This is a genomic window from Enterococcus sp. DIV1767 (assembly GCF_050542585.1).
Classification (GTDB): domain Bacteria; phylum Bacillota; class Bacilli; order Lactobacillales; family Enterococcaceae; genus Enterococcus_D; species Enterococcus_D innesii.
On the sequence record NZ_CP172936.1, the window covers coordinates 2,861,014 to 2,881,325 of the forward strand.

Here is a 20,312-nt window from a genome sequence, read left to right on the forward strand (position 1 = left end):
CTCGTAAGCTTTTTTTGGTTAATTCGTTTCTAAATCATGTAAAAACAGACCGCTCAACAGTTTTGGTTCAAACCAAGTTGATTTTGGCGGCATAATTTCTCCCGCATCGGCTACTGCCAAAAGATCGGCCATTTGCGTTGGATACATGGAAAAGGCCAATGTCCATTCTCCGCTATCTACCAAACGTTCCAATTCTTCTGGACCACGAATTCCGCCGACAAAATCAATGCGTTTGTCTGTCCGCACATCTTGGATCGCGAAAATATCAGCCAGCACGTATTGTTGTAAAAGCGACACATCCAGCTGTCCTACCGCATCTTGCGGCACAGCTTCCGGTTTGATGGTCAACTCCCACCACGCATGGTTTAGGTACAGATGAATCGAACCACGTTGCGCTGGTTTCTTCCTTGTAGTTTCTCGAATCGTAAAATGCTGGGCTGCCTGCTCAAAAAAGGTATCTGGCACTGGTACCCGCAAAACCCGATTGTATTCCCAAATCGCCAATTCATTTTCTGGGAATAAAATCGCTAAAAAGCGGTCGCTTTCTTGACTGCTTTGGCCATCGGCTCGCTTTTGCAAGCCGACTTTGACTGCTGACTCTGTGCGGTGATGCCCATCCGCAATATAAAGGGCATCTACAGCTTGAAACTGCTGGGCAAAAGAGGCGACTAGCGCTGGATCATCGATTAGCCAAACACGATGTTGCACCTCATGATAGCTGACAAAATCATAGATTGGCGCATGCTCTTCTTGCCACGCATCGATCGCTTCTTTGACTGCTGCTGGTTGGCGATAGCTCAAGAAAATCGGACTTGTATTGGCATCACATGCCAGAATATGGTTGATCCGATCGATTTCTTTTTCTGGACGGGTAAACTCGTGTTTCTTGATTTTCCCAGCGACGTAATCATCGATCGAGGTACAGGCGACAAGCCCAGTTTGCCTTCTGCCAGCCATCGTCAATTCATACAAATAATATGCGGGCGCCGTTTCTTGGATCAACCAGCCTGCTTCTTGAAAAGATGCAAGATTTTCTGCCGCTTTTTGATACACCTGTGGATCATAAGGATCGATTCCTGGCAAGTCGATCTCCGAACGGTCAATGTGGAAATAGCTGTAAGGATTGCCTTGCGCAAACGCTGCGGCTTCTTGTGAATTGACCACGTCATACGGTAGCTCGGCCACTTTTTCTGCCATTGAAGCGTCTGGACGAATGGCTTTAAACGGAAATACTTGAACCATTAATACCCGACCTCCTGATTCTTGATGACCCGCACACGAACGATATTTTCGTTCTCCCGCAGTTTATCGGCTAATTGATTCAACAATGCTTCATCTTCAGAAGCGACATCGGCTAGGGTGTAAGCAAAGTCTTCCCGTCCACGATTCAGCATATTGTCGATATTGATCCCAGATTCAGCAATGATCGACGAAATCTGACCTAACATATTCGGTACATTGCGATTGATGATCGTCAGACGATAAGGCGAATGAAAGGCCATCTCAACGGTTGGAAAATTCACCGAGCGCTTGATGGTCCCGAATTCCAAGAATTTTTTCAATGTTCGGGCTGCCATCTTGGCACAGTTGACTTCAGCTTCTTCTGTTGATGCACCTAAATGCGGCAAGACGAGGACTTTTTCATTGTGCAGCAATTGTTCATCCGCAAAATCAGTCGTATAGCCCGCTAAACGGTCGGCTTTTAACGCACGTAAAACGGCATCTGTATCGACGATTTCTTTACGAGAAAAGTTGAATAGCTTCGTTGTTGGTTTCATTTTCGCAAGTTCGGCTTCCCCGACGAGATGATGGGTGTTTTCCATTAGCGGCACATGAACCGTAATAAAATCACAGGTTGAAAAGACTTCCGCAATATCATTGGCACGCTTGACCCGACGAGAGATCGTCCAAGCAGTATCCACTGACACGTAAGGATCATAACCGACTACTTCCATCCCTAGACGATAAGCATCGTTGGCGACCATCGCTCCAATAGAACCAAGGCCGATGATTCCTAACTTTTTGCCTTCTAACTCTGTTCCAGCAAATTGACTTTTTTGTGCTTCTGCTTGTTCTTCCACATTATCACCGCTCAAGGTTTGCACCCATTGGGCACCTCGTAAAATCGGACGGACGCTTAAGAGCAGACTAGCGATCACTAATTCTTTGACCGCATTGGCATTGGCACCTGGCGTATTAAAGACGACGATCCCTTTTTCAGTACATGCTTTGACGGGAATGTTGTTGGTCCCAGCCCCTGCACGGGCAACACCTAAGACACTTTCAGGAAAAGCGTAATCGTGCAATTTCTGGCTGCGCAGCAAAATCCCTTGCGGTTGGTCGCTTTCGTTGATGGCATACTTTTCTTTTTCTAAACGCTGTAATCCTTCTGGTGCGATCGCATTGAATGTTTTGATTTGGAACATTTATTTGACCTCCGCTTCAAATGATTTCATAAAGTCGACTAACGCTTGAACGCCAGCTAATGGAAAGGCATTGTACAAGCTTGCTCGCATTCCTCCGACGGAACGATGCCCTTTCAAGTTCTCAAAACCGGCTTTGACAGCTTCTTCATTGAAGCGCTGATCTAATGCTTTATCCCCTGTTACAAAAGGAATATTCGTTAGTGAACGGCTATCAACAGCCACAGGACTACTGTAAAGAGCAGAGGCTTCGATCGTTTCGTATAAAAGCGCCGCTTTTTGGCGGTCTTGTTCTAAAATTGCAGGAATGCCGCCTAATTCTTCCAACCATTCAAACACCAATTTAGCAATATAGATAGCATACGTTGGTGGTGTATTGTACAATGAGTCATTTTTAGCCTGTAAACGATAATCCAGCATTGGAGCGAAAACAGCATCATCATTGAGTAAATCTTCTCGGATGATCACTACCGTCAACCCTGCAGGACCAATATTCTTTTGGGCCCCAGCATAAATCACACCGAAGTCTTCTACGCGATAGTCATTGGCTAAAATATTTGAGGACATGTCTGCTACGATCGGCACATTGCCAGCCTGCGGAATCGTTTGAAAGGCCGTCCCTTCAATGGTATTGTTCGTGGTGATATGCAAATAAGCCGCTTCTTGATCGATCGCATCTTCTGAGATTTCTGGAATATAGGTAAAGTTTTGATCCTCACTAGAGGCAACGACTTCCACCGTCACGTTTCCAAGCGCTTTTGCTGCTTCAATAGCTTTCTTCGACCAAGAACCGGTATTTACGTATAAGGCTTTTTTGTTTTGTGCAAGATTCAAAGGGATCATACTGAATTGGAGACTCGCGCCGCCTTGTAAAAACAGTACCTGATAGTTTTCAGGAATTCCCATTAATTTTCGTAAAAGTGCTTCTGCATCTTTAATGATCGCTTCAAACAAGGAGGATCGATGACTCAGCTCCATAACGGACATCCCACTTCCGCGGTAATTCAAAAGTTCGGATTGTGCTTTCTCCAATACGGGACGGGGCAATACGGCAGGACCAGCTGAAAAGTTATAAACTGTCATACAAAAAATCTCTCCTTTATGTTAGATGTGAAAATCATTATAACAGATAGCCGAAAATGAAAAAAGCCTTAAAAGAGAAAATAATTTTGAATTTTCAGAAAAGACTACCAATTTCTTAACGTTCGTCATTTCGGCATTTTTTCAAATAGCCAGCGAGAAATTTCATTGTAAACGATCTCGCGGTTGCGCTCATTCAAAATCTCATGACGTCCCTGCTCAAGCAAATACATCGTCACGTCAGCATTTTGCTTCAGTTGCTGAGCCAATTGGCGGACGCTTTTGCCATAGTGCCCAACAGGATCGTCTGCACCTGAAATCAGCAGCAGCGGCAATTCTGGATCAATCTTGCGCAGTTGGTCCGGATCACTGGCAGCTTGTGTCAATGTAAAGAGATCCTTGTAAGCTGCTAAAGAAAAATGAAATTGGGTGTAAGGGTCCTTCAAATAGCGATCCACTTGCTGCGGATCACTGGTCAACCAGTCCTTGGCGGTTCGATTGGGACGAAAACGCCGGTTGTGCTGACCAAAAACTAGCTGTTCCATTACGTGATAAGGCCATTTCTGAGCGGCAAACGGGCGCAACAAGTTCGTGACAAGTTTGCCTCCTTGCATCAGCACGGCTTTTTCCATCGTGGTGCCCATGATGATCGCTCCTGACAATGGATGTGGCTGACTAAACAAATAATTCCGCAAAACCAGCGACCCCATACTGTGCCCTAAGATAAAGTATGGTCGGTCTGGGTAGCAAGCAGCGGCGTACTGATGGACCACTCCCACATCTGCCACTAAATATTTGGCGCCCTCTTTTTCACCAAAATGACCATAGGCCTGTGTTTCTTTCACGGATTGCCCATGCCCTAAGTGATCATGACCGACCACCGCATAGCCTTGCGCAGTTAAACATTCCGCAAACTCGTGGTAACGTTCAATGTGTTCGATCATTCCGTGGACGATTTGCACGACTGCTTTTGGCTGTTCTTCTGGCAGCCACGTTTTGACAAAAAGCTGATCCTTCCCATTTGATGAAGTCAGCTTTTCTTGATTCATCCTCATAGTTTGCACCTCTTTTGCTTTTTCTTTTCCCTCCGCCAAATAAAACGGTTGTTTTCTTTATTATACATGGAAATCATCGGTTCGTAGATACACCTTCGAAAAAAGCAAGCTAATAAAGACAAATGCAGCGCTTTGTCCAAGAAAAAATCTTGAACAAAGCGGCACTTGCCTTCTCTCAGAGCAAAAGCTCTGTTGACGCGTTTTCTTATCAAACCAGTCCGTAGAATGACTGTGAGTTTTTCAATTCCTAAAATTAATCGATCTGGGGAACATGAAATTGATCGTTGATAGCTTTGATCTCCTCCAAAGAAGCTTTGGGTTTTCGCTCATAGGTCAGCAGTCCATTGATTTCCTGCTCGACATCTGTTAATTGAGTATAACAGAATCCCCATAAACCAACTGATTCATATACCGCATCCATAATCCGCTGGTAGTCTTTTAAAAATGCGACCTCATTGCTGACAGAAGTATAGCCCCAACCTGGTCTTCCCGAGACATCAAATCCGATGCCGCCAAACTCTGTCAGCAAAATGGGTTGTCCCGCATAACTGAAACCTTTAGCAAAAATCGGCCATGCATTTGAGATTCGGTGAAGCAGATCTTCTCGCGTTCGCAAACTTTGCTTGAAATAGGCATACTTTTTCGTTTCATGCTCATTGCCATGAGCATAGTTATGGATGCCACAGATGTCAGTTTCCGTCATCGCCCAACCATCATTAGAAATCACCAAACGCGTCTCATCCAATGAATGGATATAATGATATATGGCTTGTGAAAAATGCTGTTGCTGTCGGTTCCAAGCAATAGACGGCACTCCCCAGCTTTCATTGATGGGAACCCAAGTTACGATCGAAGGATGATTAAAATCACGAGCAATGATCTCCGTCCACTCCTGCATCAATCGCGATACTGAATGCTCATTGTAAATTGTCGGAGCAGCACATTCCCCCCAAACTAGAAAACCCAATCTATCTGCCCAATATAAGAAGCGCGGATCCTCGGTTTTTTGATGCTTCCGACAACCGTTGAACCCCATTTCTTTAGCGAGTACAATATCTTTCTTTAACGCCTCGTCCGTTGGCGCTGTAAGCAACCCATTAGGCCAGTACCCTTGATCTAAAACTAGCTTTTGATAGTAAGGACGATTATTCAAATAAATCATGCCGTTTTCCGTATGAATCTTACGCATCCCAAAGTAACTTTCAACGATATCTGCTGGGGCATTTTTGCCAGTTAGAATCAGCTTTACAGAAAAAAGATTCGGTGTTTCTGGTGTCCATGACCAGCCATTATTATGAAAGTTCGTGCGAAAAATATACTCTTGGATCAATTCCGACTCAAACACAACTTTGCGTTCATTCATTTCAATAGTCCCTGCGACAACACGTGTTTCGCCAAAGGTAATCTCATAAGACAAATTCAAGTTATCCAAGAGTTGGCTAGCGTTGGCGGTTATTTCCACTTTTCCTTCATCAAATTTTGGCATAAATTTTACCGACTCCAAATGGAGGAGTGGAACAACCTCCAACCATACAGTCTGCCAGATACCGGTTGAATTCGTGTACCAGATTGCCTGAGACTCTTCTTCCCAAAACTGCTTGCCACGGGGAATACTCTCATCATTGTGAGGATCATAGGCCCGAACCGTCACGTTTTGGTAAGTGTCAGCGTGTAATTGATCGGTAATATCTACATGAAAAGAAGTGTGTCCGCCGATGTGATGTTTGACATGCTGCCCATTGATATAGATATCTGATTCATAATCGATGGCCCCAAAATGCAGGAGCACTCGTTCTTCCGGCTGCCAGTTTACTTCAAATTTACGAGAATACCAAACGATGTCATGTACCTTCCGTTCACCTATGCCACTCTCTTGGCTTTGATAGACAAAGGGGACCGTAATTTTTTTTTGAAAAGCCGTTTGATTCTCGAACCAACGGGCCTGGATCCCTACATTGTCATCATCATACATAAACAGCCATTCCCCATTCAAGTTTGTCCACTCTTTACGCACAAATTGCGGACGAGGATATTCATTTCGTTTCATACCTTTCACTCCTTGTTTGCTTTTTTATAACAGAAGCAGTTGCGGTTGACCGAAGACAGCGCAGACAGCAATATGCTGATAAAAAAACGCTTGCTTCTTTTTGTAGTTTTTTTAGTAGGTACCAGTCACTGTTCATCAATTGGTACTAGGATATTTAACCCACCAACTATTTAACTAATTAGTTAAATTAATTCAATTGTTGTTATCCTGTAAATTTAACGTAACACCCGTTGCAAACGCTGTCAACACCATGCTATACTACTTTTGTAAAAACAACCATGTAGTTAACCCTTAAGTAGGTATAAGGAGAATTTTCCGCAGTTAAATTAACTGAACAGTTAAAGAGGTGTCAAATGGAACTTGATTTAAGTAAAGAAGCTCTGCCGATTTATGAAGCGTTGGCTAGTCAAACAAGATTAAGCATGCTCCGTTATATCGGCAATGAGAAAAAAAGCATCAGTGAAATTGCTCAAGCATTGCAGATCAGCAATGCAATTACCACAAGGCATGTACAGCAGATGGAGGATGCTGGTCTACTCGATTCCGAACGGGGAACAGGAACCAACCGCAACAAGAAGCTTGTTTTTTTGAAAACTGATGATATCTACATTCGTTTTCCGGCTAGGATCAATCAACCATATAAAGCACATTCTATCGATTTGAATATCGGTCATTTTACAGATTTTTCGGTAAAGCCAACTTGCGGCCTTGCAACTGTCAGAGACGTTGTCGGCAAACCGGATGACCCCAAATATTTTCTGGATTCTGAACGAGTAAATGCTGGTTTGCTCTGGTTCAGCAAAGGATTTGTTGAATACAAAATTCCTAATCTTTTGCAAGAATCTGAGACTCCGGAATTGTTGGAGATCAGTCTGGAACTCGCATCCGAATTTCCCCTCTCAAACAATCTGTGGCCCAGCGATATTTCGATTTTCATTAATGATGTAAAAGTCGCTGTTTATACTGTTCCAGGAAACTTTTCTGATACAAGGGGACGCTACACACCGCTATGGTGGAACGACCGCTTTAGTCAGTATGGTTTACTGAAACACCTGCGGATCAATAAACAAGCTGCGACAATCGATGGCGAAGTTTGTTCAAACGTCACTATTGACGCACTTCATTTGTCCGACTCCCCATTTATCAAACTGCGTTTAGCCATCGAAAAAGACGCAAAAAATCAAGGAGGGTTAACTTTATTCGGCAAAGGGTTCGGCAACCATAATCAAAACATTCAAGTCGATCTGTATTATTCAGAATAATGATTCACAAAAAAAGACCAAGCACCTCGATCAGCAGGTACTTGGTCTTTAAATAGGATTACGCTATGGCAAAAATGCGTTCGATCAACTGCATCACTGCTCGGACTTCTTCGTTTTTAACGATAGGTTCGGCACCGTTGCGTACAACGTTGTAAAAATTCTTGTAGAAAGGTTCAAAATCCGCTTCGGCTTTCGGGAAAGGAATTTCTTTGGCTGCCAATTCCGATGGGGGTGCCATCGTTTTCGTCAAGCCGACGCCTGCTTGGACTGGTTTTGGTGCGGCCACGTCTTCGCGACCTGTTGCTTGCACCATTTCCCCATTTAGATCCCAATCGGTGATGGTGGCTGTTCCTTCTGTTCCTTTGATGTACCAGCGAGGCAATTGCGTGTAATTGGAGGTTCCAACTTCCACGATTGCTTTGACCCCATTTTCAAAGGTAATCAAAGCGAAGAACCCATCATCGACTTCTTCCCCCAACACAAAGCTAAGATCCGCTTTAACATCTTTCACTGGACTGTCGATCAGCCATAGCATTTGATCCAGCAAGTGAACGCCCCAGTCTAAAAGCATTCCTCCACCTTGTTTTTTCACATGGCGCCAGTCTCCTGGGATGCCGTTCGCCCCTTGGACCCGTGACTCTAATTGGAACAAATCACCGATCTGTCCATTACGGTACAGTTCGCGTACAAGTAGAAAATCAGGATCCCAACGGCGGTTTTGGTGAACCATAAAGGTATTGCCGGTTTCTTGGGCAACCGCCACGATCTCATCTAGTTCCGCAGTATTCAGCGCAACAGGCTTCTCGCAAACAACATGTTTGCCGGCTTTCAACGCAGCGATCGATAACTCTTTGTGCAAGTCATTAGGTGTGGCGATCAATACTGCTTCGATCGTCTCATCGGCTAAGACTTCATCATAGCTTTTAAAGATCTTATGGCCTTTTTCTTGGGAGATCGCTTGACGTTCTTCATTGATATCGTAAGTTCCTACGATGTGGATTCGTTCGTTTTCATTTGGTAAGATATTGTGGACATGGTACGCACCCATGCCGCCATATCCGATTACTGCAAAATTGATTGCACTCATGTCTGACACTCCTCGGTTTTCTTCTTATGCCCACCACATGGATGAAGCTTCTTCACGGATCATAATCGTCTTCAAGTTACTGATGGCACGAGTCAGTCCTTCATCAATGGACATGATTGGATCTTCATGTTCAATACTCAAGACATAATCATACCCATAAATTCTAAGCGCAGAAATAATATCTGACCAGACTTGTAAGCTGTGGCCGCAACCGACTGAACGGAAGGTCCAAGCTCGGGTTTTGACATTGCTATATGGCTGCATGTCCGTCAAGCCATGCATGTTGATATTGTCTTGGTCCAAATACGTATCTTTGGCATGGAAGTGATGGATCGCATCGGCTTCCCCTAAGATTTTGACCGCTGCCACTGGGTCGATCCCTTGCCACCATAAATGACTTGGATCCAAGTTACAGCCGATGGCTTTCCCCGCAGCATCCCGCAGTTTCAACATCGTATAAGGAGTATGTGCCAAAAAGCCGCCATGAAGTTCGATCCCGATTTTAACACCAGCCGCTTCCGCTTCCGTGTTGATGCCTTTCCAATAAGGAATCAGTTTTTGTTCCCATTGATAATTATAATTGTCATCGTATTCCGTTGGCCATGGCAATACTGGCCAGTTGACTTGCGTATCTGTTGCATTTCCTCCTGAAATGCCTGAAAATCCATTCACAACAGGTACATTCATTAAGCTGGCTAATTTGATGGTTTTGCGCAAAAGTTCATCGGCTTCTTGCGCTTCTGCTTTTAGTGGAGAGATTGGGTTGTTGTGACAGCTCAAAGCTGAGATTTCCAATCCTTTATCAGCTAATTTCGCTAAGTATTCTTTTCGCTCTGCTTCACTTGCTAGTAAACGGTCAATGTCTAAGTGAGCATTGCCGGGAGAACCACCGGTACCGATTTCAACGGTTTGGAGCCCTTTTTTCGCTACTTCATCAATCATCTCTTCAAAGCTAAGTTGATTGAATAACGGGGTAAAAACACCTAATTTCATTTTCTTTCCTCCTCAATTGCTTGAAAATGCCCATACGTTGGGTAACGATTTTCTGTTGGTGCACACCAACGAGCCGCATTTTGGATCACTTTTTGCACTTTGGGATTGTAATAGCTTGGGAATGTCTCATGACCAGGCTGGAAATAGAAGATCTTGCCATTCCCACGGCGGAATGTACAGCCGCTGCGGAAAACTTCACCCCCAGGGAACCAGCTGACAAAAATCAATTCATCCGGCGCTGGAATATCAAAGTGCTCGCCATACATTTCCTCTTGCTCTAGTTCGATCCATTCGCCGACTCCTTCAACGATTGGGTGGCTTGGATTGATATTCCAGATCCGCGCATGCTGATCGTCTACCCGCCATTTCAAATCGCACGACGTTCCCATCAAGGTTTTAAAGATTTTCGAAAAATGGCCGGAATGCAAGACGATCAGTCCCATTCCTTCCCATACACGCTGCTGCACACGAGCAACGATAGCATCATCGACTTCTTCATGCGCCATATGGCCCCACCAAACCAACACATCCGTGTCAGCCAATACTTGCTCCGTCAACCCATGTTCTGGTTCATCAAGGGTCGCCGTTCGCACTTGGAAATCATCCTCTTCTAAAAACTTGGCAATTTGACCATGGATTCCTTCTGGATACATTTTTTGGACGGTCTCATTCGTTTTTTCATGACGAAACTCGTTCCATACCGTAACATGGATCATTGGTAGACCTCCTCTACGATGTCTTTTAATTGCAGATAATCAATCCCGCTAGCTTCTAAAGGAGCGAATTTTTGAAAAGCTTCCTGCTCGACGATCAGCCATGGTAGTTCTAATGCTTTAGCTGCTTCTACATACGACTTAATTGGTAAAATCCCATTGCCGATCTCGGTGCTTTCCTGCGGCTGCTCTTGCATATCTTTGATATGAACCAAGCCGACCTTCGTTTCGCGTTCCTTTAGCCAAGGTAAAATAGCCACGTTTGCAAAGGCTAACCAGTAAAGGTCGGCTTCCAAACGCAGTTGCGGATTGTCTTTGATCAGTTCATCGATCATAGATTCTCCAGCAACTTCAGTAAATTCATGGGCATGGTTGTGGTAGTAGCAAGTCAGCCCTTCGGCTTGCAATTTTTGGGTGATCTGGGTCAGCTCCGCAGCAAAGGCTTGCCATTTTTCGAAAGAATCAAAGCTGGCATACGGAATTACGATCCGTTGATTGCCAATCGTTTTTTCAAAAGCGACGGTTTCTTCAAAACGATCTTGCAATGCTTCAAACGGGATATGGGAAGCCGCGACCGCCAAATCCAACTGCTCCAGCATTTCTTTGATCTGTGCAGCACTATGTCCATGATAACCAGCAAATTCAACACCGTCATAGCCGTTTTGTTTTACTGTTTTCAACGCTTCAAAAAGGTCTGTCTTGCAGTCCTCTTGAATACTCCAAAGCTGTAAAGCGATTTTCGGTTTTGTCATTTATGCTCGCTCCTTTTCTTCCAGCAGTTCTTATAGGTAGACTGGCTCACCGGTTTGCGATGATTTGTAGATCGCTTCTAAAATCTCCGTCACGACCATTGCTTCTTCAGGTTTGACCACTGGTTCGGTATCGTTGATGATCGCATGGATCCACGATTGTGCTTCTAAAATTTCTGGCGTCTCCCCGTTTCCTTCATAAAAATCAACGCCACCTGTTTCAAGTTCGATATTTTTTTCATACAGCAAGCTGTGGTCTTCCCCATTGATGGTCAAACCGTTGTTCATATCCGCACCGGCTTTGCTACCCATCAGTGTCGTTTTGGCTTCTTTCACATCCAAGCTGTTGAGCGCCCAGCTGGCTTCTAAGAAAATCGTTGCGCCATCTTCCATGACCACAAAACCAAAGGCCGAATCTTCTACTGAGAATTTCTCTGGGTCCCAAGGGCCCCAAGCATTTGCGGCATTTTTGGTTTGTGACAACTCATGATACGCTTTTCCGACAACAAATTTTGGTTTGTAATTGTTCATCATCCATAAGGTCAGATCCAATGCGTGGGTACCAATATCGATCAACGGACCGCCGCCTTGCGCTTCTTCATCAAGGAAAACACCCCAAGTTGGCACAGCCCGACGACGGATCGCATGAGCTTTCCCAAAATAAATGTTTCCTAATTGTCCTTCGGCGCACACTTCATGAAGATAACGAGAATCTTTTCTAAAACGGTTTTGGTAGCCGATCGTGAGTTTTTTCCCTGTTCTATTGGCTGCTTCGATCATTGCTTTGGCTTCTGCCGCTGTCTTTGCCATTGGTTTTTCACACATGACATGACAATCCGCTTCTAGTGCGGCAATCGTCAACTCAGCATGCGAGGCGTTTGGTGTACACACATGGATCACATCTAGATCAGCTTGTGCCAACATTTCTTGATAATCGCTGAATACTTGGGCATCTTCGGTCCCAAATGCTGATTTCGCTTCAACTGCACGTTCAACCAGCAGATCACAAAAGGCAACCATTTCTACTTCTTCTACTTGAGACAAGGCAGGCATGTGCTTGCCGTTTGCGATCCCACCGCACCCAATGATTCCAACTTTTACTGTCATATCTTTCCTCCTGAAAACGCTTATTATTTTCTACCCCCTCATTATAGCGAAACATCGAAAGCAGTTCTTCCCAGTTTCCATTGAAAAAATTCCCGAAAATTATCTTATGAAACTTTAACAAAAAGAACCACTCCACAATTTGTGCAGAGCGCTTTAAAAAACACTATCGAGAAAAAAATAGTGCCAAATTGACAAAAAAACAGTCGACAAGCAAAGGCTCATCGGCTGTTTCTATCAATTTTGATTCAGTTGTTTCTGGTACTGCAACGGTGATTGACCAACGGCTTCCTTAAAGACATGGTGAAATGTTTTGACACTAGCAAAGCCTGCTTTTTCGGCGACTTCTGCCATTGGGATCTTTTCATTGGCCAAGATAAATTTGGCTTGATTGATGCGGTATTCCGTCAAAAACTGCATGAAGGTCTTGCCAGTATTGGTTTTAAAGAAACGCGTGAAATAATGGGGACTAAACCCTACATGTCTTGCGGTGTCCTCCATCGTCAAGACTTCTTGGTAATGAGATTCGATGTACTCAAAGACATCATTCAGGCGCTGCAAGGTTTCTTTGTATTGTGCGGCCGTTCGTTTTAGCGGATTGACGGCTTGTTTGCGCTTTGGCAAACCTTGATAGCACTCCCCAATCAACTGGTAAAGCAGCCCGAGAGTCAAATAACGCTTACCAACAACATTTTCTTCTTCCAACTGATACAACTCGATCAAGAGACCTGTTATTTTTTCCGTAAAACTCGTTGGCCAATTTTTACTGTGGGGCTCCCCTTCTTCAAAGAGTGTCATCAAGGATACTTCATTTTCTCGCAGCAGCGGCTCTTCAAAAAGCTTCACATCAAATTGATAGACATAGCGTTCACTCTCAGGCGATGCTAGAAAATAGTGGGGTTGCCCGCTGGAAAAAAGGTACAGATCCCCTTCCTCCAACTCAATGATCGTATCGTCAACACCAATATTGACCGTGCCGCGCTTAGCGTAAATGATCTCGATTTCTTTATGGACATGGGGGTAAACGATGGTCAACCCATCATTTAGAAACGTTCGAAAACGAAATTCACTTTCAAATTCAGGAATTTCAAGGTACATACTCATGGCTGACCGACTCCTTCGCTCTATTCTTATTTATTATAAGCGAAAAATTGTCCAAGAGAAAACCTTTTCTCAGCCAATCATAGTTTCTTCTGCTTTTTTGTGGTATCGTATTCAAGAAAAGGAGTCTTGTTTATGAATTATTATGATCAACATCTGCATACATTTTTGTCTTTTGATTCAGATGAACAGTTTGAGAATTATCTTGCTTACCAGCCTGCCTACTTCGTTGCGACAGATCATTTCGATTTGAAGAACCCCTATTCGGGATTCCGTGATGATATTCCTGACTATGAATTACTAGTAAATACCCACCAGAAGCTGCAAGAGACCACAACGACGAAACTCTTAAAAGGCATCGAGATTGGTGTCGTGCCTGGTCAAGAACAAGAAATCTTGCGCTATCTTGAAAGCCATCCCTATGACTTGAAATTGATCAGTATCCATCAAAACGGTACCTTTGATTATATGGACGATGCCGTGTTGAACAAAGACAAATTTGCAGTCGCCAAACAATACTTTGACCAAATGGCCCACGTGTTGGACTCGTTTTCTGACGGACACATCGTGACCCACTTTGATTATGGCTTGCGACGTTTCCAATTTACAGCTGAGGAATTGGCCACCCATTTTGAAACAGAGTTAACGACGATCTTCAAAAAAATCGTTGCCCGCGACTTAGCGATGGAAATCAACGCTAAGAGCTTTGGCCCCTATCAAAATGCTCACCTTTATCAATATGCAATCCCGCTGTATCAAAGTGTCGGTGGTAAATTGTTCACCCTCGGATCTGATGCCCATAAAGCCAGTGACTATCGGTTAGATTTTGCAGCGATGAGCGATCTGTTGCGTTCCTTTGGTGTCAATCAATTAGCGCTCTTTCAAGGTAGCGAACGGTTTATGGCGGATTTACCGACAGAATAAGCTTATTCTTTGACTATCATGCAAAAAAATTAAAAATGACCAGCCAAGGAAAGGAGGATTCCAGCTTCATTAGCAGTCATCCTTTCCTAGGTTGGTCATTTTAGTTGTGCGTATTATTTGATGGTTTTCAATTCTTGCACATTCAGGTCACGAAAATCAATGATCGTTTGATCCGCTGGCAGACCTTGCACAGGGAATGCTGGATTCGCAAAGCCAATACAGTACATACCCGCAGCTTTGGCAGCTTTACAGCCATTGATCGTATCTTCAATGACGATACATTGCTGAGGGTTCGTGCCCAACAAAGACGCTGCTTTCAAGAATACGTCGGGAAAGGGTTTCGAGCGTGCTACTTCTTCACTACTGACGATCTCAGTAAAATAGTTTCGCAACTGCAATTGATCCAGGTTCTCCTCAATCTCTTTTTTGGGAGAAGAGGAAGCAACACCAAGCTGAAAGTTCGCTTCTGCTAACTGCCGAATCAATGTTTGCACATGAGGAATCGCTTTGACGCCATCACGTGTGATCAACGCTTTTCTTCTGCGATTCATTTCTTCAATGTACGCTGAAACAGATTTTTGTAACTGTAATTCTTCCTTCATTTTTTCCCACATAAATTCTGCAGTGGTCCCCATGAACTGATAGTGATACGACTCATCTACAAGGTGCCCTTCACTATGAAGCATCGCTGTTTTTGATTCTAAAAACGTATACTCAGAATCTACAATAACCCCATCCATATCAAAAATTACCGTTGTCGTCATTGGCATAACCCCTGAATCGATGGCGACTCAAACGTCTCGACCCAGTCATTGTGAAAGTCCGTTACTGCTTTTTGAATGGAAGGCATGGCTAATCCTTGTCGATAGATGTCTGGATCAGCAGTGAGCGCATGTGCCCCTGCACGAATCGCGCGATTCATTTGCGCAGTGTTCTTAAAGCTTGCGGCAAGGATCTTACTTTGTGCTTGAGTGGTACGAATCGCTTGTGCCAATGATTCGATGACTGTTGGTGCATCAACATTAATATTTTCCATACGGTTATAGTATGGCGCCAAATAATCGACTCCAGCACCAATCGCTAAGAACCCCTGCAATTCGGTATAAATGGCTGTAGCTGTTAAGTTGAATTCACGCTCTTTTAAGCGTTTGATGGCTTCTAACCCATTTTCATTGACAGGGATTTTGATATAGACGTCGTTTCCCAGCTTATTGATAATCGTTTCTGCATCTAGGATCATCTCATCGACGGTTTCCCCAACCACTTGAACATGTAAGGATGCTTCTCCGATTCGTTCTTTCACTGCTTGCAAATGAGTAAAAAAGTCGATGTTCCCCGCAGCTTTCAAAATCGTGGGGTTCGAGGTTACTCCTGCCAGCGGGAGTACCTTTTGATAGTGGGTGATTTCCTCAAGATTTACTGTATCCAAAAAGAATTCCATTGCTTACACTCCTTCAATCTTACGTTTTACTAGACAGTTTCCTTACTTAATGCTGATTTTCGTTCCTTTATCAATCACAGGGATCGTTTTTGCTTCTACATAAAGTGTGCCTGGTAATTCAGAGGTCGAACTGCCATCAAATTTAATCGTGATGTGTCCTAATTCTTGTAAATTTCTTGATACCACATCGCCTACCGAGGTAATTTGATAGCTTTGATCATCGATCCATAATTTTTGTTCAGATGTAATCGTGCCATTCATTGGCTGTACTTCAATATTGTAACAATAGTCAGCTAACGCTGCCGGTGCATCTTTGCCAAAAAGAATGATCATATTTTCTTCGCGAAATAATTCCGCCTCCACACCGATTGAAAGAACTGTCGTAGTAAAAACTGCCATTTCTGCTTCCTCCTATACTGATTTAACTATAAAGTCCAAAACTTGCAAGCCATGCTATGAAGACCCGTGGTACACCATTTAAGAAACGAGAATAAAGAACAGAAGGTACCCCAACCTCAACCGTTTCCGCTTCTGCCTCTTCTAATCCTAACCCAACTGGAATAAAATCACAGGCATTTTGAGTATTGATCGCAAATAAAGCAGGTAGAGCAAGTTGTGGTGGAATCGTTCCTTTGCCAATCTCGACCCCAATCAGTGTCCCGATCACTTGACTGATCACAGCCCCTGGTCCAAGTAACGGGGAGAGAAATGGCAAGGAACAAATAAAGCCGATGATCATCAATCCCCAAATATTGCCAGCCAATGGCGCCATCACATTCGCAAAGAAATTTCCAACCCCAGACCCTTGAATGATTCCAATCAACAGGGAAACAAATGCCATGAAGGGAATGACGGTATTGATCATCGTCTGAACCCCGTCTCGTGCAGATTGGTTAAAGGTCGCAACGACTTTCCCGGCGCCCATCCCGATCTTGGCAATAAAATTTTGCTGCTCGGCTTTTTGCTCTGTGATTTTTTTCGAAGTATCGTAGGTGAATTCCCGCTTAGGATCTGTTGCTTCATTGGCGACGGTGGTTGCTTCTTGCTCGTCACTTAATGAAATTTGGTCGACCCCAACCGCCGAAACATAGATCTGTTCATTGATATATTGTGCTAATGGCCCACTTTTCCCCGTTGCGACGACATTGATCGTCGGAATCCCTTTTTTGGGATAAATACCGCAACGTAGTGTGCCACCACAGTCAATGATCGCCAATGCAATTTCATCATCGGGAATCGATGTTTTAAAGCCATTGACTGCTTCCATTCCCGTTAATTCAACAATTTTATCAACGATTGCAGGTCGCTCACCACCACCAGTAATGTAAATAAATTTATGTCTTTCTTCTGTCGGCGTGATCACTAAGGGACCGCCATAACCGCCGCTGCCTTTGACTACTCGTATACTTTTGTACGTCATCTTGATTCCTCCTTATTCTGCCGCTAGTTTGACTGTTTTGCTCAAAGTGATGCCTTGCTGCTTACACACATAAGCAGTCGTAAAGTCGGTGACCCAACCGCCAATAAAGTTCATGATCATACCGACCAATAGGTAACGAATCGCCAGCTCCATCGAGTTTAAGCCTAATGTTGTGATTCCTTGGGCAATACCCAACCATACAAAGAGTTCTCCCGGATTGATATGAGGAAATACCCCATTACTGGTGTGACAAAATTGCGCTTGTGAAGCATAATAGCTAGGCTTATAATATTCAGGTAAAAAGCGAGCCATAGTAAACGACATTGGGTTTCCTAACATAAAGGCAGATAGGAAAGGTAAAAGCAAATAGCGAGTGAAAGGATTTTTTGAAGATAAACGTGCCACTTTGGTCACGCGTTCTTCTCCTAAGAAAGCAATCAACGTATTCATGGCGACCATCAGCATTAGCACCACTGGAACGATACCTGTCATCCATGAGATAAAGGTCTCTGCTCCGGTTTGAAAAAGGCTCATAAAACCTTCAGCAAATTTTGTAATATACTCCATTATTTTGCACTCCTTTTTTCTTTCATAAATATTTTTTCTTTCCATGTTTGTATTTGTATTTTCATCAGTGTTACAGGCGACACTCCCTGACTTTCGGTATAGTTTCCGGCTTCTGTGCGCAAATAGATTTCTCTGGCATTTTCCATCGCTTGAATCGTCAACTTGTTTTCTTTCTGCACTTTGGGATGGTACTTATCGATATAATGAATATCTTCTCCTAGATAGACCGGCAGCTCTTTAAACTTCGCCAACACGGTTACCCCTTGCATCTTTCTGGCATCAAGAATGATTCCTGCTGGATCGACCGCAAGTAAAACGATCGTTCCTGCTTTTATTTTTCCAGCTCTGCGTCCAATCGCTACCTTGCCTTTTTTGCGCAGTTGCTGATAGTTTTGATTAAAGTGTTTGATCTGTTTCAACCCAAAAAGAATTTGTAACAAATAGGCGCCTAAGGAAAAAATACCAAATAGATAAACAAAACTCATATAATCAACTCCTTCTGATAAAGCCATTCTTTCAATGCCAATAGATTTTCTTGGGCACTGATTTCTTCTCTGAAATCCGCATTGCCAGCAATCGCAAATAATTCATCATAAATGCGCAACAAGTCTTGTTCGTTTTTCCCTGTCAATTCACTTGGAATACCTAACAAAAAAATCAGTTTGATATTGCCCTCAGGAGTAACCAATTTCCTTTTGAACACACCTATCGACAGAACGATTTTATCTGTTTGATCATTGATCGCATGGGGAAAACCAATCTCAGAATCAAAAATCGTCGCATGTTTTTCCTCTCTTTGTCTGATTCGTTCCAAAAAGCACTCATCTACTATATGCTCCTTTGTTAATTCGGCGATCATTGACTCAACATTCTTTTGATAGGTCAAGTCAGGATCTAAGTGGTTAAAGTGTAAGAGGATCGACTGCTTCCCTACTGACTGCAAGCGTTCGGCTTTTTCCCACTCATTGCGCAACCAATGATCGTCAAATAAGTTGGTCAATTTAATGATTGGACTTTTCACTTGTTCTAAATTTTTTAATGGAATCGTCGTAAAAATAGCGAAGTAATCGGTCAGATTTTCCTGCTGATAGGCTTCCTCTGATAAATGGGTGATGCGAATATCATTGCCTAAGACTCGTTCCAATTGACGACGAATGATCATTGCCGTACCTCTGCCACTGTGACAAACTACAGCAATTTGCTTTTTGGCTGGTTCGTTTTGTTGGCTTTTCAAAGCAAGTTCAAAATAAAGTGCTAGATAACTGATTTCGACTGTGGGTATGGTTCGACCAACCACTTCTTCAATCTCTTGTAGACCGACTTTGGCTAATTCATAGGCAAAGGGATATTGTCGCTCGATTTCGCCGTAAAACAAATCGCTTAATTTTGCTTGGACCACGATTCGGTTGATCATATACTTTAAGTGTTCTTTCATTTCTAAAAATAAAACTTTCTCATTGATATCCAAAACGAGCGTGCGATGGATACGCTTTAGCATTGCTTTAAAGTACTGTTCGACTGCTGTCGGGACAACTGTACGCTCAATTAAGGAATTTGCAGATAAATTTAACGGGAACCAGAGAAAGTCTTGTTCTGTTTGACTTAAAGTCACTCGGTATTTGGTCTCTAGATGATAGATCAACTGCTCGATTTGTTCTTCTTCTTTGATGAAATTTGTATAACAATTCGGTATCGTCTCTAAATAATTCCCTTCAATGATCCTTTTCATGGAAATAGAAATCACTTTATACAGTAAACGACCATAATACTGCGGAATCCCTGAGAGAGAAATGATTTTTTGGATCATTGCTTGTGTATCGTTTTCTAAATAATTTTCATAAAAATAATCTTGTACATAATAGATGTAAAGCAAACGCAGATTAAATTCACTTCCTTTAATCTGAATTCCTCTGTTTGGCGTTCCGACTACTTCTGTATCAAAAGGCTTGAGTAGCTTTTTTAGCATCCGAAAATCATTATAGACAGTACTCCTACTGATCCCTAGCGCTTCAGACAGATCGTCAATTAAAATAAATGACTTTTCCTCGATCAATTGTTTTAGGATAAATGCCACCCGTTTACTCGCTGAGTTAAAATCGGTTTCTTTTTTTAACTTTCCAGCCAAAATGAGTTCAAATTCTTCAGCATCTTCTACCTCAATCGAATAGCTCTTTTTCCTTTGCACGATTTTCGCAATACCAATTAGTTCTTCATTAAGCAGATCAATACTACTCTTTACTGTTTTTGAACTACTGCTCAACTTTTTCTGTAAATCAATGATTGAAATATCCTTATGAGTTATTAACAAGTCTAAGATTTGATACCATCGATTTACGAATGCCATTT

Annotated in this window: 20 protein-coding genes; 2 read left to right on the forward strand and 18 right to left on the reverse strand. The window is 43.1% G+C overall.

All coding sequences use genetic code 11. The annotated features are described in order from the left end of the window. Nucleotides 1–18: 18 nt before the first annotated feature. The 5 genes from IGI78_RS13485 to IGI78_RS13505 all read right to left on the reverse strand — a co-directional run bounded on the left by IGI78_RS13485 (nt 19) and on the right by IGI78_RS13505 (nt 6,605). Nucleotides 19–1,242 carry a DUF1015 domain-containing protein gene (locus IGI78_RS13485; RefSeq protein ID WP_195266144.1) on the reverse strand — a complete coding sequence of 408 codons (1,224 nt, stop codon included), beginning with the start codon at nt 1,240–1,242 and terminating at the stop codon, nt 19–21. Then, on the reverse strand, nt 1,242–2,426 hold the full coding sequence (locus IGI78_RS13490; protein WP_081117859.1) for a phosphoglycerate dehydrogenase: 1,185 nt from the start codon (nt 2,424–2,426) through the stop codon (nt 1,242–1,244). The genes IGI78_RS13485 and IGI78_RS13490 overlap by 1 nt, the downstream gene beginning before the upstream one ends. Then, nucleotides 2,427–3,506, reverse strand: a complete 1,080-nt coding sequence (serC, locus tag IGI78_RS13495) for a 3-phosphoserine/phosphohydroxythreonine transaminase (protein ID WP_005228215.1) — start codon at nt 3,504–3,506, stop codon at nt 2,427–2,429. Between the two features lie 125 nt (nt 3,507–3,631). Next, on the reverse strand, nt 3,632–4,558 hold the full coding sequence (locus tag IGI78_RS13500; protein ID WP_195266146.1) for an alpha/beta fold hydrolase: 927 nt from the start codon (nt 4,556–4,558) through the stop codon (nt 3,632–3,634). A gap of 253 nt (nt 4,559–4,811) precedes the next feature. Next, nucleotides 4,812–6,605 carry a glycoside hydrolase family 2 protein gene (locus IGI78_RS13505; RefSeq protein WP_195266147.1) on the reverse strand — a complete coding sequence of 598 codons (1,794 nt, stop codon included), beginning with the start codon at nt 6,603–6,605 and terminating at the stop codon, nt 4,812–4,814. A gap of 353 nt (nt 6,606–6,958) precedes the next feature. Between IGI78_RS13505 and IGI78_RS13510 the strand changes: the two genes are divergently transcribed. Beyond that, nucleotides 6,959–7,867, forward strand: a complete 909-nt coding sequence (locus tag IGI78_RS13510) for an ArsR/SmtB family transcription factor (protein ID WP_195266148.1) — start codon at nt 6,959–6,961, stop codon at nt 7,865–7,867. 58 nt (nt 7,868–7,925) lie between these two features. On the opposite strand, the gene IGI78_RS13515 is transcribed toward IGI78_RS13510, so the two are convergent. From IGI78_RS13515 to IGI78_RS13540, 6 genes are all read right to left on the reverse strand, one after another. After that, nucleotides 7,926–8,954, reverse strand: a complete 1,029-nt coding sequence (locus tag IGI78_RS13515; RefSeq protein ID WP_086291698.1) for a Gfo/Idh/MocA family protein — start codon at nt 8,952–8,954, stop codon at nt 7,926–7,928. Between the two features lie 24 nt (nt 8,955–8,978). Continuing rightward, nucleotides 8,979–9,947, reverse strand: coding sequence for a sugar phosphate isomerase/epimerase family protein (locus IGI78_RS13520; protein ID WP_195266149.1), 969 nt, complete (start codon nt 9,945–9,947; stop codon nt 8,979–8,981). Next, nucleotides 9,944–10,663 carry a ThuA domain-containing protein gene (locus tag IGI78_RS13525; RefSeq protein WP_077452142.1) on the reverse strand — a complete coding sequence of 240 codons (720 nt, stop codon included), beginning with the start codon at nt 10,661–10,663 and terminating at the stop codon, nt 9,944–9,946. The genes IGI78_RS13520 and IGI78_RS13525 overlap by 4 nt, the downstream gene beginning before the upstream one ends. Continuing rightward, entirely contained in the window at nt 10,660–11,412 is a 753-nt protein-coding gene (locus tag IGI78_RS13530) for a sugar phosphate isomerase/epimerase family protein (RefSeq protein WP_288362298.1), read from the reverse strand. Before IGI78_RS13530 ends, IGI78_RS13525 begins: the two co-directional genes overlap by 4 nt. Nucleotides 11,413–11,442: 30 nt before the next feature. Next, nucleotides 11,443–12,516: a Gfo/Idh/MocA family protein gene (locus IGI78_RS13535; RefSeq protein WP_005228203.1), complete on the reverse strand. Its 1,074-nt coding sequence runs from the start codon at nt 12,514–12,516 to the stop codon at nt 11,443–11,445. Between the two features lie 234 nt (nt 12,517–12,750). Then, nucleotides 12,751–13,617, reverse strand: coding sequence for an AraC family transcriptional regulator (locus IGI78_RS13540; protein WP_195266151.1), 867 nt, complete (start codon nt 13,615–13,617; stop codon nt 12,751–12,753). A gap of 132 nt (nt 13,618–13,749) precedes the next feature. On the opposite strand from IGI78_RS13540, the gene IGI78_RS13545 reads away from it, so the two are divergent. Beyond that, nucleotides 13,750–14,538 carry a PHP domain-containing protein gene (locus tag IGI78_RS13545; protein WP_195266152.1) on the forward strand — a complete coding sequence of 263 codons (789 nt, stop codon included), beginning with the start codon at nt 13,750–13,752 and terminating at the stop codon, nt 14,536–14,538. Nucleotides 14,539–14,651: 113 nt separating this feature from the next. Here the strand turns inward: IGI78_RS13545 and IGI78_RS13550 are convergent, their stop codons facing one another. Genes IGI78_RS13550 through IGI78_RS13580 form a run of 7 tightly spaced genes read right to left on the reverse strand, consistent with a single transcriptional unit; the run spans nt 14,652 to nt 20,310 of the window. Beyond that, nucleotides 14,652–15,302 carry an HAD family hydrolase gene (locus IGI78_RS13550; protein ID WP_195266153.1) on the reverse strand — a complete coding sequence of 217 codons (651 nt, stop codon included), beginning with the start codon at nt 15,300–15,302 and terminating at the stop codon, nt 14,652–14,654. Then, nucleotides 15,299–15,979: a fructose-6-phosphate aldolase gene (locus tag IGI78_RS13555; RefSeq protein ID WP_195266154.1), complete on the reverse strand. Its 681-nt coding sequence runs from the start codon at nt 15,977–15,979 to the stop codon at nt 15,299–15,301. Before IGI78_RS13555 ends, IGI78_RS13550 begins: the two co-directional genes overlap by 4 nt. 42 nt (nt 15,980–16,021) lie before the next feature. Further along, nucleotides 16,022–16,378 carry a PTS glucitol/sorbitol transporter subunit IIA gene (locus IGI78_RS13560; RefSeq protein WP_195266155.1) on the reverse strand — a complete coding sequence of 119 codons (357 nt, stop codon included), beginning with the start codon at nt 16,376–16,378 and terminating at the stop codon, nt 16,022–16,024. A 22-nt stretch (nt 16,379–16,400) separates the two neighbouring features. Further along, entirely contained in the window at nt 16,401–17,399 is a 999-nt protein-coding gene (gene srlE, locus IGI78_RS13565) for a PTS glucitol/sorbitol transporter subunit IIB (protein WP_288362303.1), read from the reverse strand. A gap of 12 nt (nt 17,400–17,411) precedes the next feature. Further along, nucleotides 17,412–17,966, reverse strand: coding sequence for a PTS glucitol/sorbitol transporter subunit IIC (srlA, locus tag IGI78_RS13570; RefSeq protein ID WP_074934132.1), 555 nt, complete (start codon nt 17,964–17,966; stop codon nt 17,412–17,414). Further along, a complete protein-coding gene (locus tag IGI78_RS13575) occupies nt 17,966–18,451 on the reverse strand; it encodes a transcriptional regulator GutM (protein WP_195266159.1) in 486 nt (161 codons plus the stop codon). The genes srlA and IGI78_RS13575 overlap by 1 nt, the downstream gene beginning before the upstream one ends. Continuing rightward, the gene (locus tag IGI78_RS13580; protein ID WP_195266160.1) at nt 18,448–20,310 is read right to left on the reverse strand and encodes a BglG family transcription antiterminator; all 1,863 of its coding nucleotides are present in this window, start codon (nt 20,308–20,310) and stop codon (nt 18,448–18,450) included. Before IGI78_RS13580 ends, IGI78_RS13575 begins: the two co-directional genes overlap by 4 nt. Nucleotides 20,311–20,312 lie beyond the last annotated feature (2 nt).

Coding starts and splice junctions, on each gene's coding strand:
- IGI78_RS13575 (WP_195266159.1), bottom strand. CDS start 18,451: ATGAGTTTTGTTTATCTATTTGGTATTTTTTCCTTAGGCGCCTATTTG.
- IGI78_RS13525 (WP_077452142.1), bottom strand. CDS start 10,663: ATGATCCATGTTACGGTATGGAACGAGTTTCGTCATGAAAAAACGAAT.
- IGI78_RS13535 (WP_005228203.1), bottom strand. CDS start 12,516: ATGACAGTAAAAGTTGGAATCATTGGGTGCGGTGGGATCGCAAACGGC.
- IGI78_RS13485 (WP_195266144.1), bottom strand. CDS start 1,242: ATGGTTCAAGTATTTCCGTTTAAAGCCATTCGTCCAGACGCTTCAATG.
- srlA (WP_074934132.1), bottom strand. CDS start 17,966: ATGGAGTATATTACAAAATTTGCTGAAGGTTTTATGAGCCTTTTTCAA.
- srlE (WP_288362303.1), bottom strand. CDS start 17,399: ATGACGTACAAAAGTATACGAGTAGTCAAAGGCAGCGGCGGTTATGGC.
- IGI78_RS13520 (WP_195266149.1), bottom strand. CDS start 9,947: ATGAAATTAGGTGTTTTTACCCCGTTATTCAATCAACTTAGCTTTGAA.
- IGI78_RS13540 (WP_195266151.1), bottom strand. CDS start 13,617: ATGAGTATGTACCTTGAAATTCCTGAATTTGAAAGTGAATTTCGTTTT.
- IGI78_RS13505 (WP_195266147.1), bottom strand. CDS start 6,605: ATGAAACGAAATGAATATCCTCGTCCGCAATTTGTGCGTAAAGAGTGG.
- IGI78_RS13490 (WP_081117859.1), bottom strand. CDS start 2,426: ATGTTCCAAATCAAAACATTCAATGCGATCGCACCAGAAGGATTACAG.
- IGI78_RS13515 (WP_086291698.1), bottom strand. CDS start 8,954: ATGAGTGCAATCAATTTTGCAGTAATCGGATATGGCGGCATGGGTGCG.
- IGI78_RS13530 (WP_288362298.1), bottom strand. CDS start 11,412: ATGACAAAACCGAAAATCGCTTTACAGCTTTGGAGTATTCAAGAGGAC.
- serC (WP_005228215.1), bottom strand. CDS start 3,506: ATGACAGTTTATAACTTTTCAGCTGGTCCTGCCGTATTGCCCCGTCCC.
- IGI78_RS13550 (WP_195266153.1), bottom strand. CDS start 15,302: ATGACGACAACGGTAATTTTTGATATGGATGGGGTTATTGTAGATTCT.
- IGI78_RS13555 (WP_195266154.1), bottom strand. CDS start 15,979: ATGGAATTCTTTTTGGATACAGTAAATCTTGAGGAAATCACCCACTAT.
- IGI78_RS13580 (WP_195266160.1), bottom strand. CDS start 20,310: ATGGCATTCGTAAATCGATGGTATCAAATCTTAGACTTGTTAATAACT.
- IGI78_RS13510 (WP_195266148.1), top strand. CDS start 6,959: ATGGAACTTGATTTAAGTAAAGAAGCTCTGCCGATTTATGAAGCGTTG.
- IGI78_RS13545 (WP_195266152.1), top strand. CDS start 13,750: ATGAATTATTATGATCAACATCTGCATACATTTTTGTCTTTTGATTCA.
- IGI78_RS13560 (WP_195266155.1), bottom strand. CDS start 16,378: ATGGCAGTTTTTACTACGACAGTTCTTTCAATCGGTGTGGAGGCGGAA.
- IGI78_RS13500 (WP_195266146.1), bottom strand. CDS start 4,558: ATGAGGATGAATCAAGAAAAGCTGACTTCATCAAATGGGAAGGATCAG.